This window comes from Streptomyces sclerotialus (genome assembly GCF_040907265.1).
Taxonomy (GTDB): Bacteria; Actinomycetota; Actinomycetes; order Streptomycetales; family Streptomycetaceae; genus Streptomyces; species Streptomyces sclerotialus.
Genome location: NZ_JBFOHP010000002.1, coordinates 8,167,278 through 8,182,402 on the forward strand (window position 1 = coordinate 8,167,278; position 15,125 = coordinate 8,182,402).

The window sequence follows — 15,125 nt, forward strand, 5'->3', positions numbered from 1 at the left end:
GGCCGTCATGCACCGGGCCCCGCCGTTCTCCGTCCGTAACTGTTCTTCGAGCACCAGCGTTCATCATCAAGCACCAGCGCTCGTCATCGAGCACCAGCGTTGTCCGAGCACCAGCGTTCGTCATTGAGCACCAAGGTTCGTCATCGACCACCGACAATTTTCGTCCACCGACCCAGGGAGCATCTGTTGATCACCCGACGTTCGGCCGCGCTCGTCGCGCTGGCCGTGGCTGCCGCCACGCTCGCCGCACCCAGCGCGCACGCCGCCGACGCCCCCGACACGTCCCTGCCTACTGCGGCGCCCACCATCACCCGCGCCGAAGTGCTGGCCCGTACGAAGTTCTGGTTCGATCGCCAGGTGCCCTACAGCCAGAAGCGCACCTACCCCGACCCGCAGGGCAGGCAGTACCGCACCGACTCCAGCGGCTACGCCTCGATGGCTCTGAAGCTGCCCACGCCCGGTTTCAACACCCAGGGTCTGGCCTCCCCGGCTGTCACCGAGAAGATCACCAAGGACCAGCTCCAGATCGGCGACCTGCTCCTCAACAAGAGCAAGCACGTCGTGATCTTCGCGGGGTGGGCAAACCCGGCCAAGACCAGGTACTGGACGTACGAGCAGACCCCGCCGCGCGTCAAGAACCGCACCGTTCCCTACCCCTACTTCGCGGGCAACGGGAAGTTCGAGCCCTACCGCTACAAGTACATCAAGTAGCAGCCGCGACGAGCGGAACGCCGACTGCGGGGGCGACCTCTCGGCGCTCTTCACCTGACTGCTGACTACGGGAACCAACGCGATCGTGGTCGCCGGATCGGGCACGGACACGTGTCATCCGGCGACCACGAAGCCGCGAATCAGCCTGTCTCCCTTTGTCCGCCAGCCCTCCATGCGCCGCCTTACCGCGGCGCCCTGTCACTGTGTTCGCCTTGTCGCTGTGTTCGGTTCATTGACACCGGGTGAAGCGAACGGGTGCCGTGACGGCAGCCACAGGGTGTTCTGCACGCCACCCCGGACACGTAAGGGCAGGCATGAGCGTCAAGAGCGGCACCGTGACCACCGTCCGGGTACCGATTCCGGCCGAGGAGCTGGGCCCCGTGGCCGTCCACGACGCGATGAGTACGTACGTCAGCGCGGCTCAGGCTGCGTCGAGCTCCTTCAGCAGCTCGAAGGTGAGCGCGTCGACCGGGCGTGCTTCGGTCGCACTCTCCTGGCTGAAGGTGTTCACCATCATCACCACCGCCGTTCCGCTTTCCCGGCTGAACGCGGCGCAGCTGCTGAATCCGCCGGTGCCGCCGTTGTGCCAGGTCATGGTGCGGCCCGTGGGCAGTGGGGCGAGGTGCCAGCCGAGCCCGATCCGCAGTCCGCTGCCGGAGTCGGTGAAGCGGGGGCGCTGGGTCAATTCGATCGCGGCCTGCAACGGCGAGTGCTTCGGGCGCAGTTGTGCCCCCAGAAACCTCAGCATGTCGTCGGCGGTGCTGTACATCGAGGTGCCGGCGGCGCTGAGCACGTGGTCGTGCCAGTCGGGCGCGGGCTCCCCGGCGAGATGACCGACGGCCTTACGCGCCGCCATGTCCGGCCGCAGCTTCGTCGTGGTGTCCGTCAGCCGGAGCGGCGACGCCACGTCCCGCCGCAGCATCGAGTCGACGTCGTCGAACGCCAGCGCCTGGCCGAGCAGCCCGAAACCCAGGTTCGAGTACGCGTACACGCTGCCCGGCTCGGTGCTCAGTTGGGTCTCGCGCAGACCGGCAGCCAGGTCGTCCAGCGTGTAGTGAGCGTAGGGGTCCTGCGGATCCGCGCCCTTGAGAAGGTTCGGCGGCAGCGAGGGCAGGCCGGAGGTGTGGGTCGCCAGATCGCCCAGTGTGATCCGCCGGGGACCCTTGCGCGGGATGCGGAACCGGGCAGGCAGGACGAGCGGCGCATCGAGGCGGGCCGTACCCGCGCATACGGCATGCGCGAGGGCGGTGGCGGTGAGCGTCTTGCTGATGGACCCGAGCTGGAACACCGTCCTGCTGTCCGGCGCCGGGCCGTCCGCGCTCCTCTTTCCGGCGCCCGCGACGTACCTGCGCCCGCCCTGTATCACTCCGCAGACCACGCCCGGACTGCCGGCGGCCAGCGCCCGGGCCAGGTAATGCCGCACCCGGCTGGGCAGACCGCCGCGCGCGGCGGCGGGTGTGGGCAGCAGCGGCAGGCCCGCTGCCGCTGCCGCTGTCGCTGTGATGAGAAAGGCCCGTCGGTTCATGAGCGGTGGTTCCCCCGTCGTAGTGTCGGCCGAGTCCCTCCGGTCCCGGACTTCTCGAAGGAGCTCGCCAGCCAGGCCTCTGACATTACGTTATTACGTAATAACAGAGCAAGGGGGTGGCGGCGGCACCGCTTCCGCCCGGTCCGACCCGCCCGCTGATGCCTGCCCCGCGCTCACTCCTCCGGCGCGTTGACCGGGCCGACGAAGGTTCCCGGGCGGGTGGCGGCCGACTGGTCCAGCAGCGCGCCGCCGTACGGCCAGTCCAGCACGATGTTCCGGCGCTCGTTCGGCGGGGTGATGACCACCTGGTCCGGTGCGAACTTCCGGTCGTCGTCGCGGGTCGACGCCAGGAAGGTGATGTCGACGACGGCCTTCCCGCCGGCGTCGAGCCGGACCGGCTTCGGCTTGCCGTTGGTACGCCGCAGGTCCCAGGTTTCGCCGTGGGCGGTCCGGAGTTGGACGCCGGGGAAGCCGGCCATGGTGCAGTCGCTGGTGCCGGTGTTCGTGAGCACCACCCGGGCGGTCTGCTGCCCGTCGTACTCCATGTCCGGGCCGCCCTCGAAGTTCGACCACGCGGCCTTGAGGTGGTCGCTGGTGCAGTGGCTCGCCGACGTCGACGAAGAGTTGTCGGAGGTGCTGCCCGTCTTGGTGTCGACGGCCTTGCTGGAGCCGCCCGTGGATCCGCCGGTTCCTTCCGTGGACCCGCCGGAGCCACTGGAGGAACCACCGGAGCCGCCGGAGGAACCGCCCGAGTCGCTGGTCGAGGCGGCCGGAGACGAGCCTCCCTTGGCGTCGGTGCCGGTCCCGCCGCCTCCGCAGGCGGTGAGCGAGAACGCGGCAGCGGCGACCAGTGAGGCGGCGGCAACGGTGCGAGTGCGACGGAGAGCGGTCTTGCGCGACATTCATTCCTCCAAGGGCGGGTGGTTGACGTGTGTGAGACAACTCTGTCCGCCGCCGCTGATGATCGACTAACTCGTGACTAACGCGTCGCTGGCGTGCGGCGTGCGGCGTGCGGCGTGCGGCGTGCAGGGACCCTGATTGATCAGGGAGCCGCGCTCAGCTCGCGATCGCGGTGCGGATACCCAGGGCGATCAGTACGGCTCCCGCCAGACGGCACATCCCCCGGCGGAACCGAGGAGTGCCGATCGTTGGGCGCGCGGCGGCGACCACAGACGTCCAGAACAGCAACCACACCAGGACGACGACCACGTGCGCGACCGCAAGCGTCGCGATCTGCGGTGCGACGGGACGGCCGGCCGTGAGGAACTGCGGTACCAGGGTGAGATGGACCGAAGCCGCCTTGGGGTTGAGGACGTTGGACCACAGCCCCTGGCTGAAGCCCCCGAGCTGCGTCCAGGGCAGGCGCCATCGTCCCCGTACCGTCCGTTCAGCGCTTTTACCAACGTCTCGGTCAGCGTCTCGGTCAGCGCCTCGGTCAGCGTCTCGACGCGTCGAGCGCCACGTGGTCACGCCCAGCCAGATGAGATAGATGCCGCCCAGGAGCTTCACTACCGTCAACGCCTGAGCCGACGACATGACCACGGCTGACAAGCCGATCGCGGCGAACGCCGCGTGTACCAGGAGCCCGCACGCCGAGCCGAATGCGGCGCGTACACCGTCGGACCGCGACCCAGCGATCACCTGCTGCGTGACGAGGGTGAAACTGGTGCCGGGAATCAACGTGAGGGGTGTGACTGCGGCGACGAAGCCGAGTACCTGGTGCCACTGCACACCACGAGCCTATGCAGTGCGGCCCGCCACGTCACCCGTTCTCCGTCGATGACCACTCAGCAGAACACCAGGGGAGGAGTCACACATGGGCGCACACACGCAGGACACGGCCAAGAGGCTGCGAATGATCACCGACGAGCTGTCGGACCGCTTCTACGAGCGGGCCGACGTGATACGGACGCTGGTGGTGACCCTCCTGGCAGGGCAGCACTCGCTGGTGCTCGGCCCGCCCGGTACGGCGAAGTCCGAGATGGCCCGGGAGCTCACGGGCCGGATCGAGGGGGCGGCCTACTGGGAGATCCTGCTGTCGAAGTTCACCGCGCCGACGAGGATGTTCGGCCCCGTCGACGTCGCCGCGCTGGCCCGGGGTGAGTACCGGCAGGTCTACGACGGCCGTGCCACGACCGCGCACGTCGCGTTCATCGACGAGATCTTCAAGTGCTCCACGGCGGCACTGAACGAGACGCTGGGTTACCTCAACGAGCGGATCTACCACCCCGAGAGCGGCGGTGAGCCGATCCGCTGCCCCCTGATCGGAGCCATCACGGCGAGCAACGAACTGCCCAGCGGGGAGGATTCGGCCGCGATCTACGACCGGCTGCTGGTCCGGATCGAGGTCGGCTACCTGGAAGATCCGTCGAACTTCGCCGCGCTCGTCCGCTCCGCCGTCAGCCGCCCCGCGCCACCGGCACGGACCACCGTCGAGCTGGCCGCGTTGCAGTACGCCGTGACGGACGCCGTCCCGGCCGTGGACGTCCCCGACGCGATCGTGGATGCGGTGTGTACGCTGCGGGCCGCCCTGCGGCGCAAGGAACTCGTCGCCTCCGACCGCCGCTGGAGACAGGCGGTGGGCCTGCTCCAGGCGTCCGCGTACCTCGACGGCCGTCCGGCGGTCGCCGAGTCCGACCTGTCGGTGCTGACCCACGTCCTGTGGAATTCCCCCGCCGAACGCCCCACCGTCGAACGCGAGGTGCTGCAACTGGTCAATCCCGACGCCAAGGAGGCGCTCGACCTGGCCGACGCCATCGAGGAGCTGGAGGCCCAGCTCGACGCCATGGCGGGGCAGTCCCGCGAGGCGCTGAGCGAGTGGGTCATCAAGAATGCCCACAGTAAGCTCGCCAAGGCCGGGCAGCGGCTGGAGAAACTGCGCGCGGAGGCAGCGGGCGCCGGCCGCTCCACCGCCGCCATCGACCGCGTCACCGGCCGCCACCGCGCCGTCCGTGCCCGCGTGCTCACCGAGGCCCTCGGCGTGGACGCGAGCACGGTGCAGGCCCAGCTCTGAACACCGGGGGAGCATGACCATGACCATGCGTAAGACACCGAGCGGGCTCGACGAGCCGGCGGGCCGGGCAGGGAAGTGGCTGGGGCCGGCCGCCGGCGCGCCCGAGCGGCACGCCTCGGCCGTGGTCGCGGACCGGTTCGACCAGCTCACGTGGCGCGACACCTACGAGCAGTCGGCCGGGCTGCGCGAGCTGGCCGAGGAGCTGAACGCTCGGTACGCCTGCGCCACCGACCTTCTGACCGATGTGTTCCTGGCCGCCTACAAGGCCGCCCCACGGTTGCGCGGGCGCGCCGAGATGGACCCCGCCCGGCTGGTCAGCCACGAGATCGTCACCGCGCTGGTGGAGTCACCGGAATTCGCCGAACTGCACCGGGAGACAGCCGGCGACCCTTACGCCGCCGCCATGGCCGTACTCGCCCAGGCCCCCGCGCTGCGTCGGATGCTGGAACGCTTCCGAGACGCCCAGGAACGGGCCGAGCAGGCGAAGAAGGCTCAGCAGGCCGCCGACCGCGCGGCGACCGTCGTAGGCGAGGCGCTCCAGCTGACCGCCGACGCGGCCGACGCGGCCGACGCGTCCGACGCATCCGACAAGGACGGCACCGCGCCGCCCCCGGCCGACGAGAACGGCACCGCCGCCGAGCGCGCCGAGGCCGCAGCGCAGCAGGCCGCTCAGGGTGCCGCGCAGGCCCTCGCGGCGTTGGCCCCCGGTATCCGTGCCACCGCGCGGAACGCGGTGGCGAAGGCCGCCGGGACCGTGCGGGAAGAGGCCGCGCTGATGCGCGCATGGGGCGTTGGTTCCGGCGAGCTGGAGCGGATGCCGTTCGACCGGCGCGCCCGGCTCGCGGAACGGCTGCGGACCGGCCGACTCGCTCAGTGGGCCGAGCTGATCGGCCGTTTCCGGCAGATGGCCAGTGGTGAGCGCGCCCGTAAGGTGGAGAACGCCGCCGGCGAGCTGGTCGGGGTCACGCTCGGCGATGACCTCTCCCGCGTGATCCCCTCCGAGCTGGCCAACCTCGGCCTGCCCGAGACGCGTGCGGTGTTCGCCGCGCGCTACGCCGCCGGAGAGCTGATGCTCTACGACAGTCAGGGGGAGCAGACCACCGGTCAGGGCGCCATCATCGCGTGCGTCGACACCTCGCATTCCATGTACGAGGCAGGTCCCGGCGGAGTCACCCGGGAAGCGTGGGCCAAGGCGTGTGCCCTGGCACTGCTGGATCAGGCCCGCCACGCGCGGCGCGACTTCATCGGCATCCTCTTCTCCGCCGCCGACAAGATCCAGATCCACCGCTTCCCGGCCGACCCGGCCCATCCGCCCCACCCGGCCGACGGACCTGCCGGCATCGCCCGGACCCTCGACTTCGCGGAGGCCTTCCTCGGCGGCGGCACCAGCTACCAGAGGCCCCTGACAGCCGCCGCGGATCTGCTGGAGGAGGAGTACGACAACGCCGCCCGCACGCGCGGCGACATCGTGATGCTCACCGACGACGAATGCGACGTCACCGAGGAATGGATGCGCGGCTGGAACGACGCCAAGCACCGGCTGGGCTTCCGCGTCTTCGGCGTGGCCATCGGAGCCCCGAGGGCCGCCGAAGCCGGCTCGGTCCTGGAGGCCCTGTGCGACAACCTCCGCTCCATCGAGGACTTCACCGATGTCCACGCCGCCGCCGACCTCTTCCGCGTGATCTGACCCGGCCTCTGCCCTCCACCGCAACTCCGCAGGCGGGCTTTTTCGGGCCCGCCTCCTCAGGCCGGCCTCTTCCCCCTCCAGCCCCGCTCTGCCAATCTGTCGGCAGCACCTGACTGATCGGTGGACACAGCAGCTTCCGGGAGTCCGGCACCGTGGTGAAGGCACCTCGTTTCCTGGTCCCACGCCGATTACCCAGCGACGGACTTCCTGTCTCCGGCGAGGGACGTCCCGTGGTCGCCGAGGGACGCCGTGGCGCCGACGACGGACGCCGTGGCGCCGACGACCGGCTTCCTGCCGTGCCGGGGGAGGCCGACGGCCGGTACGCGTACGACGCCTTCATCTCGTACAGCAGGGCCGCCGACGGTGAACTGGCCCGCGGTATCCAGCACGGTCTGCACGCGTTCGCCAAGCCGTGGTACCGGCTGCGTGCCCTGCGGGTGTTCCGGGACGAGGGCAGCCTGGCCGCGAGCTCCCAGCTGTGGACCTCCCTCCAGGAAGCGATGGACGATTCGCGCTTCTTCATCCTCCTGGCCTGCGAACAGTCGGCCCGGGCGCCCTGGGTCGAGCAGGAGGTCGAGTACTGGTGCACCCACCGGGGCGTCGACAACCTCGTCATCGTCCTCACCGACCCGCCGCCCGACGGCAGCCGTCAGCCGCCCGGTATGGCCTGGGACGCTGCCCAGGGCGATTTCGACTGGCGGCGCACGACAGCGCTGCCGAGATGTCTGTCGGGCCGCTTCCGGGAGGAGCCCAACGCGGTACTCCTGGGGTGGGCCCGTACCAGGCCGGAACTGTCGCTGCGGGACCCGGAGTTCCGCAGCGCTGTAGCTGCCCTGGCGGCCCCGCTGCACGGTGTCGCCAAGGACAGGCTGATCGGCGAGGACGTACGCCAGCACCGCAGGACGCGGCGCCACGTGCTGCTGACGACCGCCGTCCTGGCCGCACTCGCCGTGATCGCCGCACTCGCCGCCGTGACCGCTGTGCAGCAGCGGAACACGGCGCGGAACCAGACAGCGCTCGCCGAAGTCCGCCAGTACGCGGCGCAGTCCAGCAACGCCACCGACCCCTACACGGCACTCGCCTACGCCATCGCGGCCGAACAGCGCATCACCCCGCCCCTCGCCGAGGCTCGTGCCGCGTTCACGGCAGCCGTACGGGACCTCGGCTCGTGGCGGGCGCGACTGGTCGGCGAAGTTCCCGTGAGGTCCGTCTTCGAACCCGCGCTGCGGTGGTCCCCGGACGGTAGGCGGCTGTGGCTGGCCGACGAGACCGGGGGAGTGGCCCACTGGAACGTGCGGGAGGGCAGGAGCGTCGTCACGTACCGGGAACCCTCCGAGCTCAGGATCGACCGGATGACTCCCCTGTCCGTCCAGTGGAGCGGGAACGGCCGGTCACTGCTGCTGACCCATAAAGGGTCCGTGGAGGGCCCGCCCGCCTACGCCGTACGCGACAACGTCTCCGGCGAAGTCACCGCGGGCCCGCACGTGCTGCCGGAGGAGTCCCCGCAGCACACGGTCTCCGACATGCAGCTCTCACCCCGGGGAGACACGCTTGCCGTGGCCTCGCAACGGGAGGGCATCAGCCTGTGGAACGTCAGGACCGGCCGACTGCTCCAGAAGGGGCTGCGCCCCCCGTCGCGCTCCGAGGAGAGGATCCACGATCTGACCTGGTCGCCCGACGGCCGGTTCCTGTACTCCCGTACCTGGGAGTCTTTCGAGATACGGGACGTCCGGCGGGGCAGGCTCCTGTGGTCCGAGCGGGCGGGGCGCGACCTCTTGGCGCCGTCCTGGTCGCCGGACAGCCGCCGGATCGCCATCGGCACCAGGGACGGGCGTATCACGTGGCGGGACGGGCGGACGGGCGAGGTCCTGGCATCGTCGTCCGAGCGGCTCGGCGACGGCGTCAAGGAGATCAGCTGGTCGCCCGACGGCACCCGGGTGGCCGCGGCCGACTTCGCCGGGACCGTCCGGCTGTGGGATGCGGGCACGGGTGAAGCAGTCGGTGAGGCGCTCGGCCGGGACAGCAACCGCCTGCTCACCGGTGGGCTCGCCTGGTCTCCCGACGGCCGGTCCCTGGCGGGCGTGTTCGTCAGCGACGCTTCGGACGGCCGGAACGGACCGGCCAGGTCAGTGGTGCGGCTATGGGAGGTCGCGCCCCCGTCGCCCGACCAGGCCCGGCTGTCCGGGCCCACCGAGGCCATCCGCTCCGTGGCCTGGTCACCGGACGGCCGCCATATCGCCGGCGGCAGCGGTGACGGCACCGTGTGGGTCTGGGATCCCCGTACGGGCAGACCCGTCCTCGACAGCCCGGAACGGCCGCGGCGGCCGGGGGACGACGTCATGGCCGTCGTATGGGATCCGAAAGGCCGCCAGCTGCTGAGGGTCGGTCAGGACGGGCTGCTGCCACGTTCGGTGTCCGAGGCGCGCCGCGGCGTACGCGCCGACGGCCGCGGTGCGACCACCGACGGGCACTGGTGGGGCAGCGGAGGCGCGCTCGCCGCCGCCTGGTCCCCGGACGGTACGCGCGTCGCTTCGGGAACGCGCCGCGGCACGGTCCGGATCTGGGACGCCGCCACCGGAAAACCGACGCGCCGACAACCGCGGGACGCCACCGCGAGCAGCGAGACACAGACAGGCAGCGAGACACAGACAAGCAGCGAGGCACAGACAAGCAGCGAGACACAGGCGAGCAGCGGCACGCAGTCGAGCAGCGAGACACGAACGAGCGGCGGCGCGCAGTCGAGCGGCGGCGCGCAGTCGAGCGGCGGGGAACAGGCGAACGGTGAGGCGGAGGACACTGAGCAGACGGTACGTTCCGTGGCGTGGTCCCACGACAGCCGACACGTGGCCGCCGTACTGCCGGACGGCTCGCTGCACCTCTGGGACGCGGCGAGCGGACAGCCCTGGGGCGCCGCCCCGAAGGCCTCCCGGCATCTGGCACGCAGCATGGCCTGGTCGCCGGACGGCAAGCTGATCGCCGTCGGCGGGGTGGACGGCACCATCCGTCTGTGGAACGGCGAGACCGGTACTCCACTGCCGGGCGTCCGCACGTCCGGTGACGCCTCCGTCGAGGCGCTCGCCTGGTCCCCGGACTCCACGCGGCTGGCCGCGGGCGACGGCGCAGGGACGATCCGCTGGTGGGAACCGCGCCGCAACGTACCACCGCAGCTGCGGGAGAAGGCGCACGACGGGACTGTCACGTCGCTGAGCTGGTCCCCGGACGGCACCCGGCTGGTCAGCGGCGGCGCGGACGGGGAGGTACGGCTCTGGCAGGGAAGCACCGAACGGGACCTGTGCCGACTGGTCGACGCGGCACTGCACCGCACCCGGAGCACCCCTGCCCTGACCGGCGCCACCGGTGTCGCCGTCCGAACCTGCGCCGACCCGTCACGCATCCGCGACCATCCGGTCCTACCGATCCAGCCGCACACGATCGAGGTGAGCAGACCATGACGCGCTACGCCCCCAGTGCCCGGCGGCCCCCGGGCCGTTCACTCCCGTTGTGCCTCTCCGTACTTCTCCCGCTCCTCGCAAGCCTGCTCATCGCCGGATGCGGCAGCTCCGAGGAGAGCGACGCCTCGAAGGCCGGCAACCGCTCCGGCCAGAGCTCCGCGACGGCCCCGGGCAAGGAAACCTCACCGGACGAGCCCGGTACGCCGGAGGGAACACCACTGGCGGACACGGACTGGGCCGCCGCCATCGACGACATCGACTGCACCGGCGCGGGCAACGAAGGGATCGAGATCCTCAACACCTGGTTCGCCGATGTCCGCGGTACGGGAGTGCCCGACGCCTTCGTCTCGTTCACCTGCCGCCACCAAGCGTCCACGTTCCCGCAGCAGTTGGAGGTGTACGACGGCTCTTCGTCCCCGGAAGCGCCCGAGCGTATCGCGGTACTCCTCAGCGCCGAGGAGAAGGCGAACGGCCCTGGACCGAGGGTGGGCGACATCTCCTTCTCCGGCAGGTCCGTCACCCTGAGCCTTGCCGCCTACACCCCTGACGACGCCTTCTGCTGCCCCTCCTTGCGGCTGGAGCGCACCTTCACCTGGAACGGCGAAAAGTTCGAACGAGAGGCGAAGCCGTAAGACGCGCCTCGACCCGCTACTGGAAGAGTTCGCGGGACAGGGACACCCAGACACGGACACCCAGCAGGTGCACCGTCTGCGATCATGTGGCTTCGGCGGCCGAGCGGGTGGACCGGTGAATCCACCGAACGGGGGAGCAATGCCTGAGTACCAGGACTTTCCAGCGCTCTTCAGAGCAGCAGACGCCAACTCCCTCAAAGGGCAACGGCGTTACCTGCGTGCGACCAAGTGCCAGCTGGGGGCGCTGGTCGCCGCGGCCGCGCTGGGCGTGTTCAGCTGGCAGGTCAACGGAGCTGACCTCGCCGCCGCCGCGTCAGTGGTGGCCTTCTGCGCGGCCGTCGTCACCGAGGTGTACCTGCTCAAGGAACGCCCGGACCGCATCTGGTACGAGGGGCGCGCGGTCGCCGAGTCGGCGAAGACGCTCACCTGGCGCTACATGGTCGGCGGTAGTCCGATGGGCACCGAGGAGACCCCGACCGAAACCGCTGCCGAGCTGCTGCTGACCCGGTTCACGGAGATCGAGGCCGACGTCGAGGCCGCCTGGCTCGTCCCCGTCGAGGGCACCCCTGAGCAGGTCACCACGGAGATGACGCGGGTGCGACAACTGTCCCTGGACGAACGCCGGGCGATCTACCTGCGGGAGCGTATCGAGAACCAGCGTGAGTGGTACGGCACCAAGTCGCGGTGGAACGAGCGCAGAAGCACCACCTGGGCGCTCACCCTCACGGTGCTCGAACTGCTCGGGGTCTGCGCAGGTGTCGCGAAGGTGACGGGCGTCATCGACGTGGACCTCCTCGGCGTGTGCGCGGCCGTCGCCGCGGGCGGCACCGCGTGGGTGCAGACCAAGCAGCACAAGACCCTCGCCGTCGCGTACGCCGTCGCCCGGCACGAGCTGGCGACGATCGCCTTCCGCGCCCAACGGCCGGTCACCGAGGCGGAATGGGCGACCTTCGTGGCGAACGCCGAGGACGCCGTCTCGCGCGAACACACCCTGTGGCGCGCTTCCCACATGTGAGGGCCCACATGTGAGGGCCCATATGTGAGGGCCCATATGAGAGGCGCGCCTCCCGCATGCGAGGGCCCATATGTGAGGGCGCGCTTCCCGCATGCGAGGCGGCACGACGCCGTCGACGCACGCGACGGCCCCGTACGGTACGTCGAACCGGCTCCGGCCTCATGCTGCTGGAAACGTGGGCGCTACCGCGGTCACTGCGCGCTTGCGGCGGGACGGACGACGATCTCGTTGACATCGACCTGCGGAGGCTGGGAAACGGCGTACGCAATGGCCTCCGCGATGGCAGCGGCAGGCAGCGCTACGGCGCGGTAGGTCTTCATGGCCTCACCGGCCACAGGGTCGGAGATGCCGTCGGCGAGCTCGGACTCGGTCACCCCCGGGGAGACGAGGGTGACCCGGATGTCCCCGGCGGACTCCTGGCGCAGCCCTTCGGAGATCGCGCGGACGGCGAACTTGGTGGCGCAGTAGACAGCGGCGGTGGGCGACACCTCGTACGCGCCGACGGAGGCGATGTTCACGAAGTGCCCGCCGCCCTGAGCGCGCATCGAGGGCAGAGCGGCCGCGATACCGTTCAGAACACCCCGCACGTTCACGTCGATCATCCGGTTCCACTCGTCGACCCTCAGCGCTTCCAGCGGCGAGAGCGGCATCACTCCGGCGTTGTTGACCACCACGTCCACCCGGCCGTAGCGCTCGCGGGCAGCGGACACGAAGTCCCGTACATCAGCGGCATCCGTGACATCCAGCCGCCGGAACGCCGCAGTGCCGTCCGCCGTGGTGATCTCCTTGACCAGCGCCTCAAGACGCTCCGCGCGCCGCGCTCCGAGAAACAGCCGGTGTCCATCGGCGGCAAGGCGACGAGCGGTCGCCTCTCCGATACCACTGCTTGCTCCGGTTACTGCCACGACCTTGGCTGCGTGTGTCATGCCTGCTTTTCCTTCCAGGAGAGCGCTGGTACAGCTCCGATGGAGCCCGGCAGAGCTTCGAGTCTGAGCAGGTCGAAGACCGCCGACCAGGACGTGTGCTGCCTGGGTGCGCCACACCCGGGCAGTACATCGGCCGAGCCCGATAGCGGGGCGACCAGCGCATGTGGTTCTCGTGCGCGGGACGGGAATCAGGTCGCTTCCCGCCGCGTTGAGCCAGCAGCTACATTCACGCCTGCTTCGTACAGGAGACTCTTCCCATGCCAGAGGTAGCCATCGACGCCGTGGTGTTCGACGTGCTCGGCACGCTCGTCGACGAACCGGCCGGGATCCGCGCCGGCATTCGTGAACTCGCCCCCTCGCTCGACGATCCCAGGATCGAGCAACTTCTGGCGCTGTGGCAGCAGCACATCGACCGCGAGCAGCGCCGCATCCTCGACGGCGCCCGGCCCTTTCTCCCCAGCGACGGACTTGACCTGGAAGCCGCCCGGCTTGTCGCTGAGGCCGTCGGCATCGACGACCCGGCCGCCGTGACGGCGCTGGCTTCGTCGGGTCGCCGGCTCGCGCCGTGGCCCGACACCGTGGCCGGGCTCGCCCGGCTCGCCGGACGCTTCCCGCTGATCGGACTGTCCAACGCGAGCCGGACGGCGCTGCTGGGGATCAACGCCCACGCCGGACTGCGCTGGCACCAGGCCCTGTCCGCCGAAGACGTCCGAACGTACAAGCCGGACCCAGCTGTCTACCAGCTGGCCGTGACCGTCTCGGGACGACCGCCGGAGCGGCTGCTGATGGTCGCCGCCCACGCCTGGGACCTGCGCGCGGCGCAGCACCTCGGCCTGCGCACCGCCTACGTCGCTCGCCCGGTCGGCGACCCGCCCACCCCCTCGGACCGGTTCGACCTGTACGCAGACCACCTGGCCGACCTGGCCGACCAGGCCGAACAACTCGTCAACGCCTAGGCTCCCGCCCATCGCATATTCGGTGTACGAGGGAGCTCCGCCCGCCCATAGGGCCGGTACGTGGTGGCGGCCGCACCGCTGCGTGACGTAAACAAGCTGACCTGGCCGCCGTCCGTGGTCCACACTGGCGGAATGACCAACGATGAGCCCGTCCTGCGCACCGGCGATGCCGACAAGGAATTGGAAGATCTGCTGGATGAGCGGCTGACCGAGTTCAACAGCGCTGTCACGGGGGTGGTCGAGGAGACGGAGTTCAGTGTCCGGGTCACGGCTGCAGACGGCGAGACCATCGGCGGCCTTACCGGCAGCACTTGGGGAGACCTGGGGAGCATCGAATTGCTGTGGGTCCATGAGGACCACCGGCACGCAGGTTGGGGCGCCCGTCTGCTTCAGGCGGCGGAGGACGAGGCCCGTCGGCGCGGCTGCGCGCGGATGACCGTATCCTCGTATTCCTTCCAGGCGCCAGATTTCTACGCCCGGCAGGGTTATCGCGAGACCGGCCGTCTTCCGGGCATTCCGGGCGGGCACGAGGACGTGTACTTCCTCAAGGAGCTGTCGTGAAGGGCGTTGCCGTGCCGTCCGACTCCGGCCGGCGTACTACCGCCGGTCGGCGGGCAGGGCGCAGGCCGGAGTACCTCCTGGGAGCCGATGACGGTTGTGCGCGATGAGCTGATAGAGGGCACGAGCGAGCCAGCGCATCGGTGGGAAGGTGAGCGTCGCTCCCAGCACAGCCCACCCTTTTCCCGCGCTCATCAGCAGTTTGGCGACGGCCTGCGCGCCACCGTGCACCTCGTTGGTGGGTGTCACCCACAGCACCTCGTGCTCAGCCCGCCGACGTGGCACACCGAAGGAGGCCAAGGGAGCCCGCTGCCACGGAATCGATGCGCAACGGGGGCGAAGATGCCGCTCGATGAATCTCACCGAGGAGGTGCAGAAACTACAGTCCCCATCAAAAACCAGCACAGGCCGAGTTCGCATGATTCCATCATGCCGTCTGCGGGCAGCCCCGCCGGCAGACGCGCGTGAGCCATCAGGGGCGACGGAAGGTGAAGCGGCGGCCGTCCGTCCGTGCCTGCGTGAGTCCGTGCGCGCCCGTAAGCCCGTAAGCCCGTGAGTCCTTATGGCCGTATGCCCGTATTTCGTTTTCCGTGAGCGTCGTGCGTGATACGGGCCGCCACAGGGCGAGAAACGAGGTGCGCCCGGCCGGC

General features: G+C 70.1%; 13 protein-coding genes. 8 read left to right on the forward strand and 5 right to left on the reverse strand.

The annotated features are described in order from the left end of the window. The first annotated feature begins 186 nt into the window (after nucleotides 1-186). On the forward strand, nucleotides 187-711 hold the full coding sequence (locus tag AAC944_RS35960) for a hypothetical protein (RefSeq protein ID WP_030622274.1): 525 nt from the start codon (nucleotides 187-189) through the stop codon (nucleotides 709-711). A 421-nt stretch (nucleotides 712-1,132) separates the two neighbouring features. Here the strand turns inward: AAC944_RS35960 and AAC944_RS35965 are convergent, their stop codons facing one another. The 3 genes from AAC944_RS35965 to AAC944_RS35975 form a co-directional block, all read right to left on the reverse strand. Beyond that, nucleotides 1,133-2,236: a serine hydrolase domain-containing protein gene (locus AAC944_RS35965; RefSeq protein ID WP_030622277.1), complete on the reverse strand. Its 1,104-nt coding sequence runs from the start codon at nucleotides 2,234-2,236 to the stop codon at nucleotides 1,133-1,135. 173 nt (nucleotides 2,237-2,409) lie between these two features. Beyond that, on the reverse strand, nucleotides 2,410-3,138 hold the full coding sequence (locus tag AAC944_RS35970; RefSeq protein WP_030622279.1) for a DUF4232 domain-containing protein: 729 nt from the start codon (nucleotides 3,136-3,138) through the stop codon (nucleotides 2,410-2,412). Between the two features lie 154 nt (nucleotides 3,139-3,292). After that, a complete protein-coding gene (locus AAC944_RS35975; protein WP_030622282.1) occupies nucleotides 3,293-3,967 on the reverse strand; it encodes a LysE family translocator in 675 nt (224 codons plus the stop codon). An 85-nt stretch (nucleotides 3,968-4,052) separates the two neighbouring features. Here AAC944_RS35975 and AAC944_RS35980 point away from each other — a divergent pair, with 85 nt between their 5' ends. The 5 genes from AAC944_RS35980 to AAC944_RS36000 all read left to right on the forward strand — a co-directional run bounded on the left by AAC944_RS35980 (nucleotide 4,053) and on the right by AAC944_RS36000 (nucleotide 12,035). Then, a complete protein-coding gene (locus AAC944_RS35980) occupies nucleotides 4,053-5,249 on the forward strand; it encodes an AAA family ATPase (RefSeq protein WP_030622284.1) in 1,197 nt (398 codons plus the stop codon). 25 nt (nucleotides 5,250-5,274) lie between these two features. After that, on the forward strand, nucleotides 5,275-6,936 hold the full coding sequence (locus AAC944_RS35985) for a VWA domain-containing protein (protein WP_030622287.1): 1,662 nt from the start codon (nucleotides 5,275-5,277) through the stop codon (nucleotides 6,934-6,936). Nucleotides 6,937-7,166: 230 nt separating this feature from the next. Beyond that, the gene (locus tag AAC944_RS35990; RefSeq protein WP_030622289.1) at nucleotides 7,167-10,388 is read left to right on the forward strand and encodes a WD40 domain-containing protein; all 3,222 of its coding nucleotides are present in this window, start codon (nucleotides 7,167-7,169) and stop codon (nucleotides 10,386-10,388) included. Then, complete coding sequence (locus AAC944_RS35995) at nucleotides 10,385-11,020, forward strand: hypothetical protein (RefSeq protein ID WP_030622291.1); 636 nt, start codon at nucleotides 10,385-10,387, stop codon at nucleotides 11,018-11,020. Before AAC944_RS35990 ends, AAC944_RS35995 begins: the two co-directional genes overlap by 4 nt. A gap of 139 nt (nucleotides 11,021-11,159) precedes the next feature. Continuing rightward, the gene (locus AAC944_RS36000; protein WP_030622294.1) at nucleotides 11,160-12,035 is read left to right on the forward strand and encodes a DUF4231 domain-containing protein; all 876 of its coding nucleotides are present in this window, start codon (nucleotides 11,160-11,162) and stop codon (nucleotides 12,033-12,035) included. 191 nt (nucleotides 12,036-12,226) lie between these two features. On the opposite strand, the gene AAC944_RS36005 is transcribed toward AAC944_RS36000, so the two are convergent. Further along, entirely contained in the window at nucleotides 12,227-12,961 is a 735-nt protein-coding gene (locus AAC944_RS36005) for an SDR family oxidoreductase (RefSeq protein ID WP_030622296.1), read from the reverse strand. A 257-nt stretch (nucleotides 12,962-13,218) separates the two neighbouring features. Between AAC944_RS36005 and AAC944_RS36010 the strand changes: the two genes are divergently transcribed. Beyond that, a complete protein-coding gene (locus AAC944_RS36010; RefSeq protein WP_030622299.1) occupies nucleotides 13,219-13,917 on the forward strand; it encodes a haloacid dehalogenase type II in 699 nt (232 codons plus the stop codon). A 132-nt stretch (nucleotides 13,918-14,049) separates the two neighbouring features. Beyond that, complete coding sequence (locus tag AAC944_RS36015) at nucleotides 14,050-14,478, forward strand: GNAT family N-acetyltransferase (protein ID WP_030622301.1); 429 nt, start codon at nucleotides 14,050-14,052, stop codon at nucleotides 14,476-14,478. 36 nt (nucleotides 14,479-14,514) lie between these two features. Here AAC944_RS36015 and AAC944_RS36020 read toward each other — a convergent pair whose 3' ends face one another. Next, on the reverse strand, nucleotides 14,515-14,895 hold the full coding sequence (locus AAC944_RS36020) for a thiol-disulfide oxidoreductase DCC family protein (protein WP_078888888.1): 381 nt from the start codon (nucleotides 14,893-14,895) through the stop codon (nucleotides 14,515-14,517). Nucleotides 14,896-15,125 lie beyond the last annotated feature (230 nt).

Bases quoted from the DNA above. Each gene is read 5' to 3' on its own strand.
- AAC944_RS35965 (WP_030622277.1), bottom strand. From the start codon at position 2,236: ATGAACCGACGGGCCTTTCTCATCACAGCGACAGCGGCAGCGGCAGCG.
- AAC944_RS35970 (WP_030622279.1), bottom strand. From the start codon at position 3,138: ATGTCGCGCAAGACCGCTCTCCGTCGCACTCGCACCGTTGCCGCCGCC.
- AAC944_RS35980 (WP_030622284.1), top strand. From the start codon at position 4,053: ATGGGCGCACACACGCAGGACACGGCCAAGAGGCTGCGAATGATCACC.
- AAC944_RS35985 (WP_030622287.1), top strand. From the start codon at position 5,275: ATGCGTAAGACACCGAGCGGGCTCGACGAGCCGGCGGGCCGGGCAGGG.
- AAC944_RS35995 (WP_030622291.1), top strand. From the start codon at position 10,385: ATGACGCGCTACGCCCCCAGTGCCCGGCGGCCCCCGGGCCGTTCACTC.
- AAC944_RS36000 (WP_030622294.1), top strand. From the start codon at position 11,160: ATGCCTGAGTACCAGGACTTTCCAGCGCTCTTCAGAGCAGCAGACGCC.
- AAC944_RS36005 (WP_030622296.1), bottom strand. From the start codon at position 12,961: ATGACACACGCAGCCAAGGTCGTGGCAGTAACCGGAGCAAGCAGTGGT.
- AAC944_RS36010 (WP_030622299.1), top strand. From the start codon at position 13,219: ATGCCAGAGGTAGCCATCGACGCCGTGGTGTTCGACGTGCTCGGCACG.
- AAC944_RS36015 (WP_030622301.1), top strand. From the start codon at position 14,050: ATGACCAACGATGAGCCCGTCCTGCGCACCGGCGATGCCGACAAGGAA.
- AAC944_RS36020 (WP_078888888.1), bottom strand. From the start codon at position 14,895: ATGCGAACTCGGCCTGTGCTGGTTTTTGATGGGGACTGTAGTTTCTGC.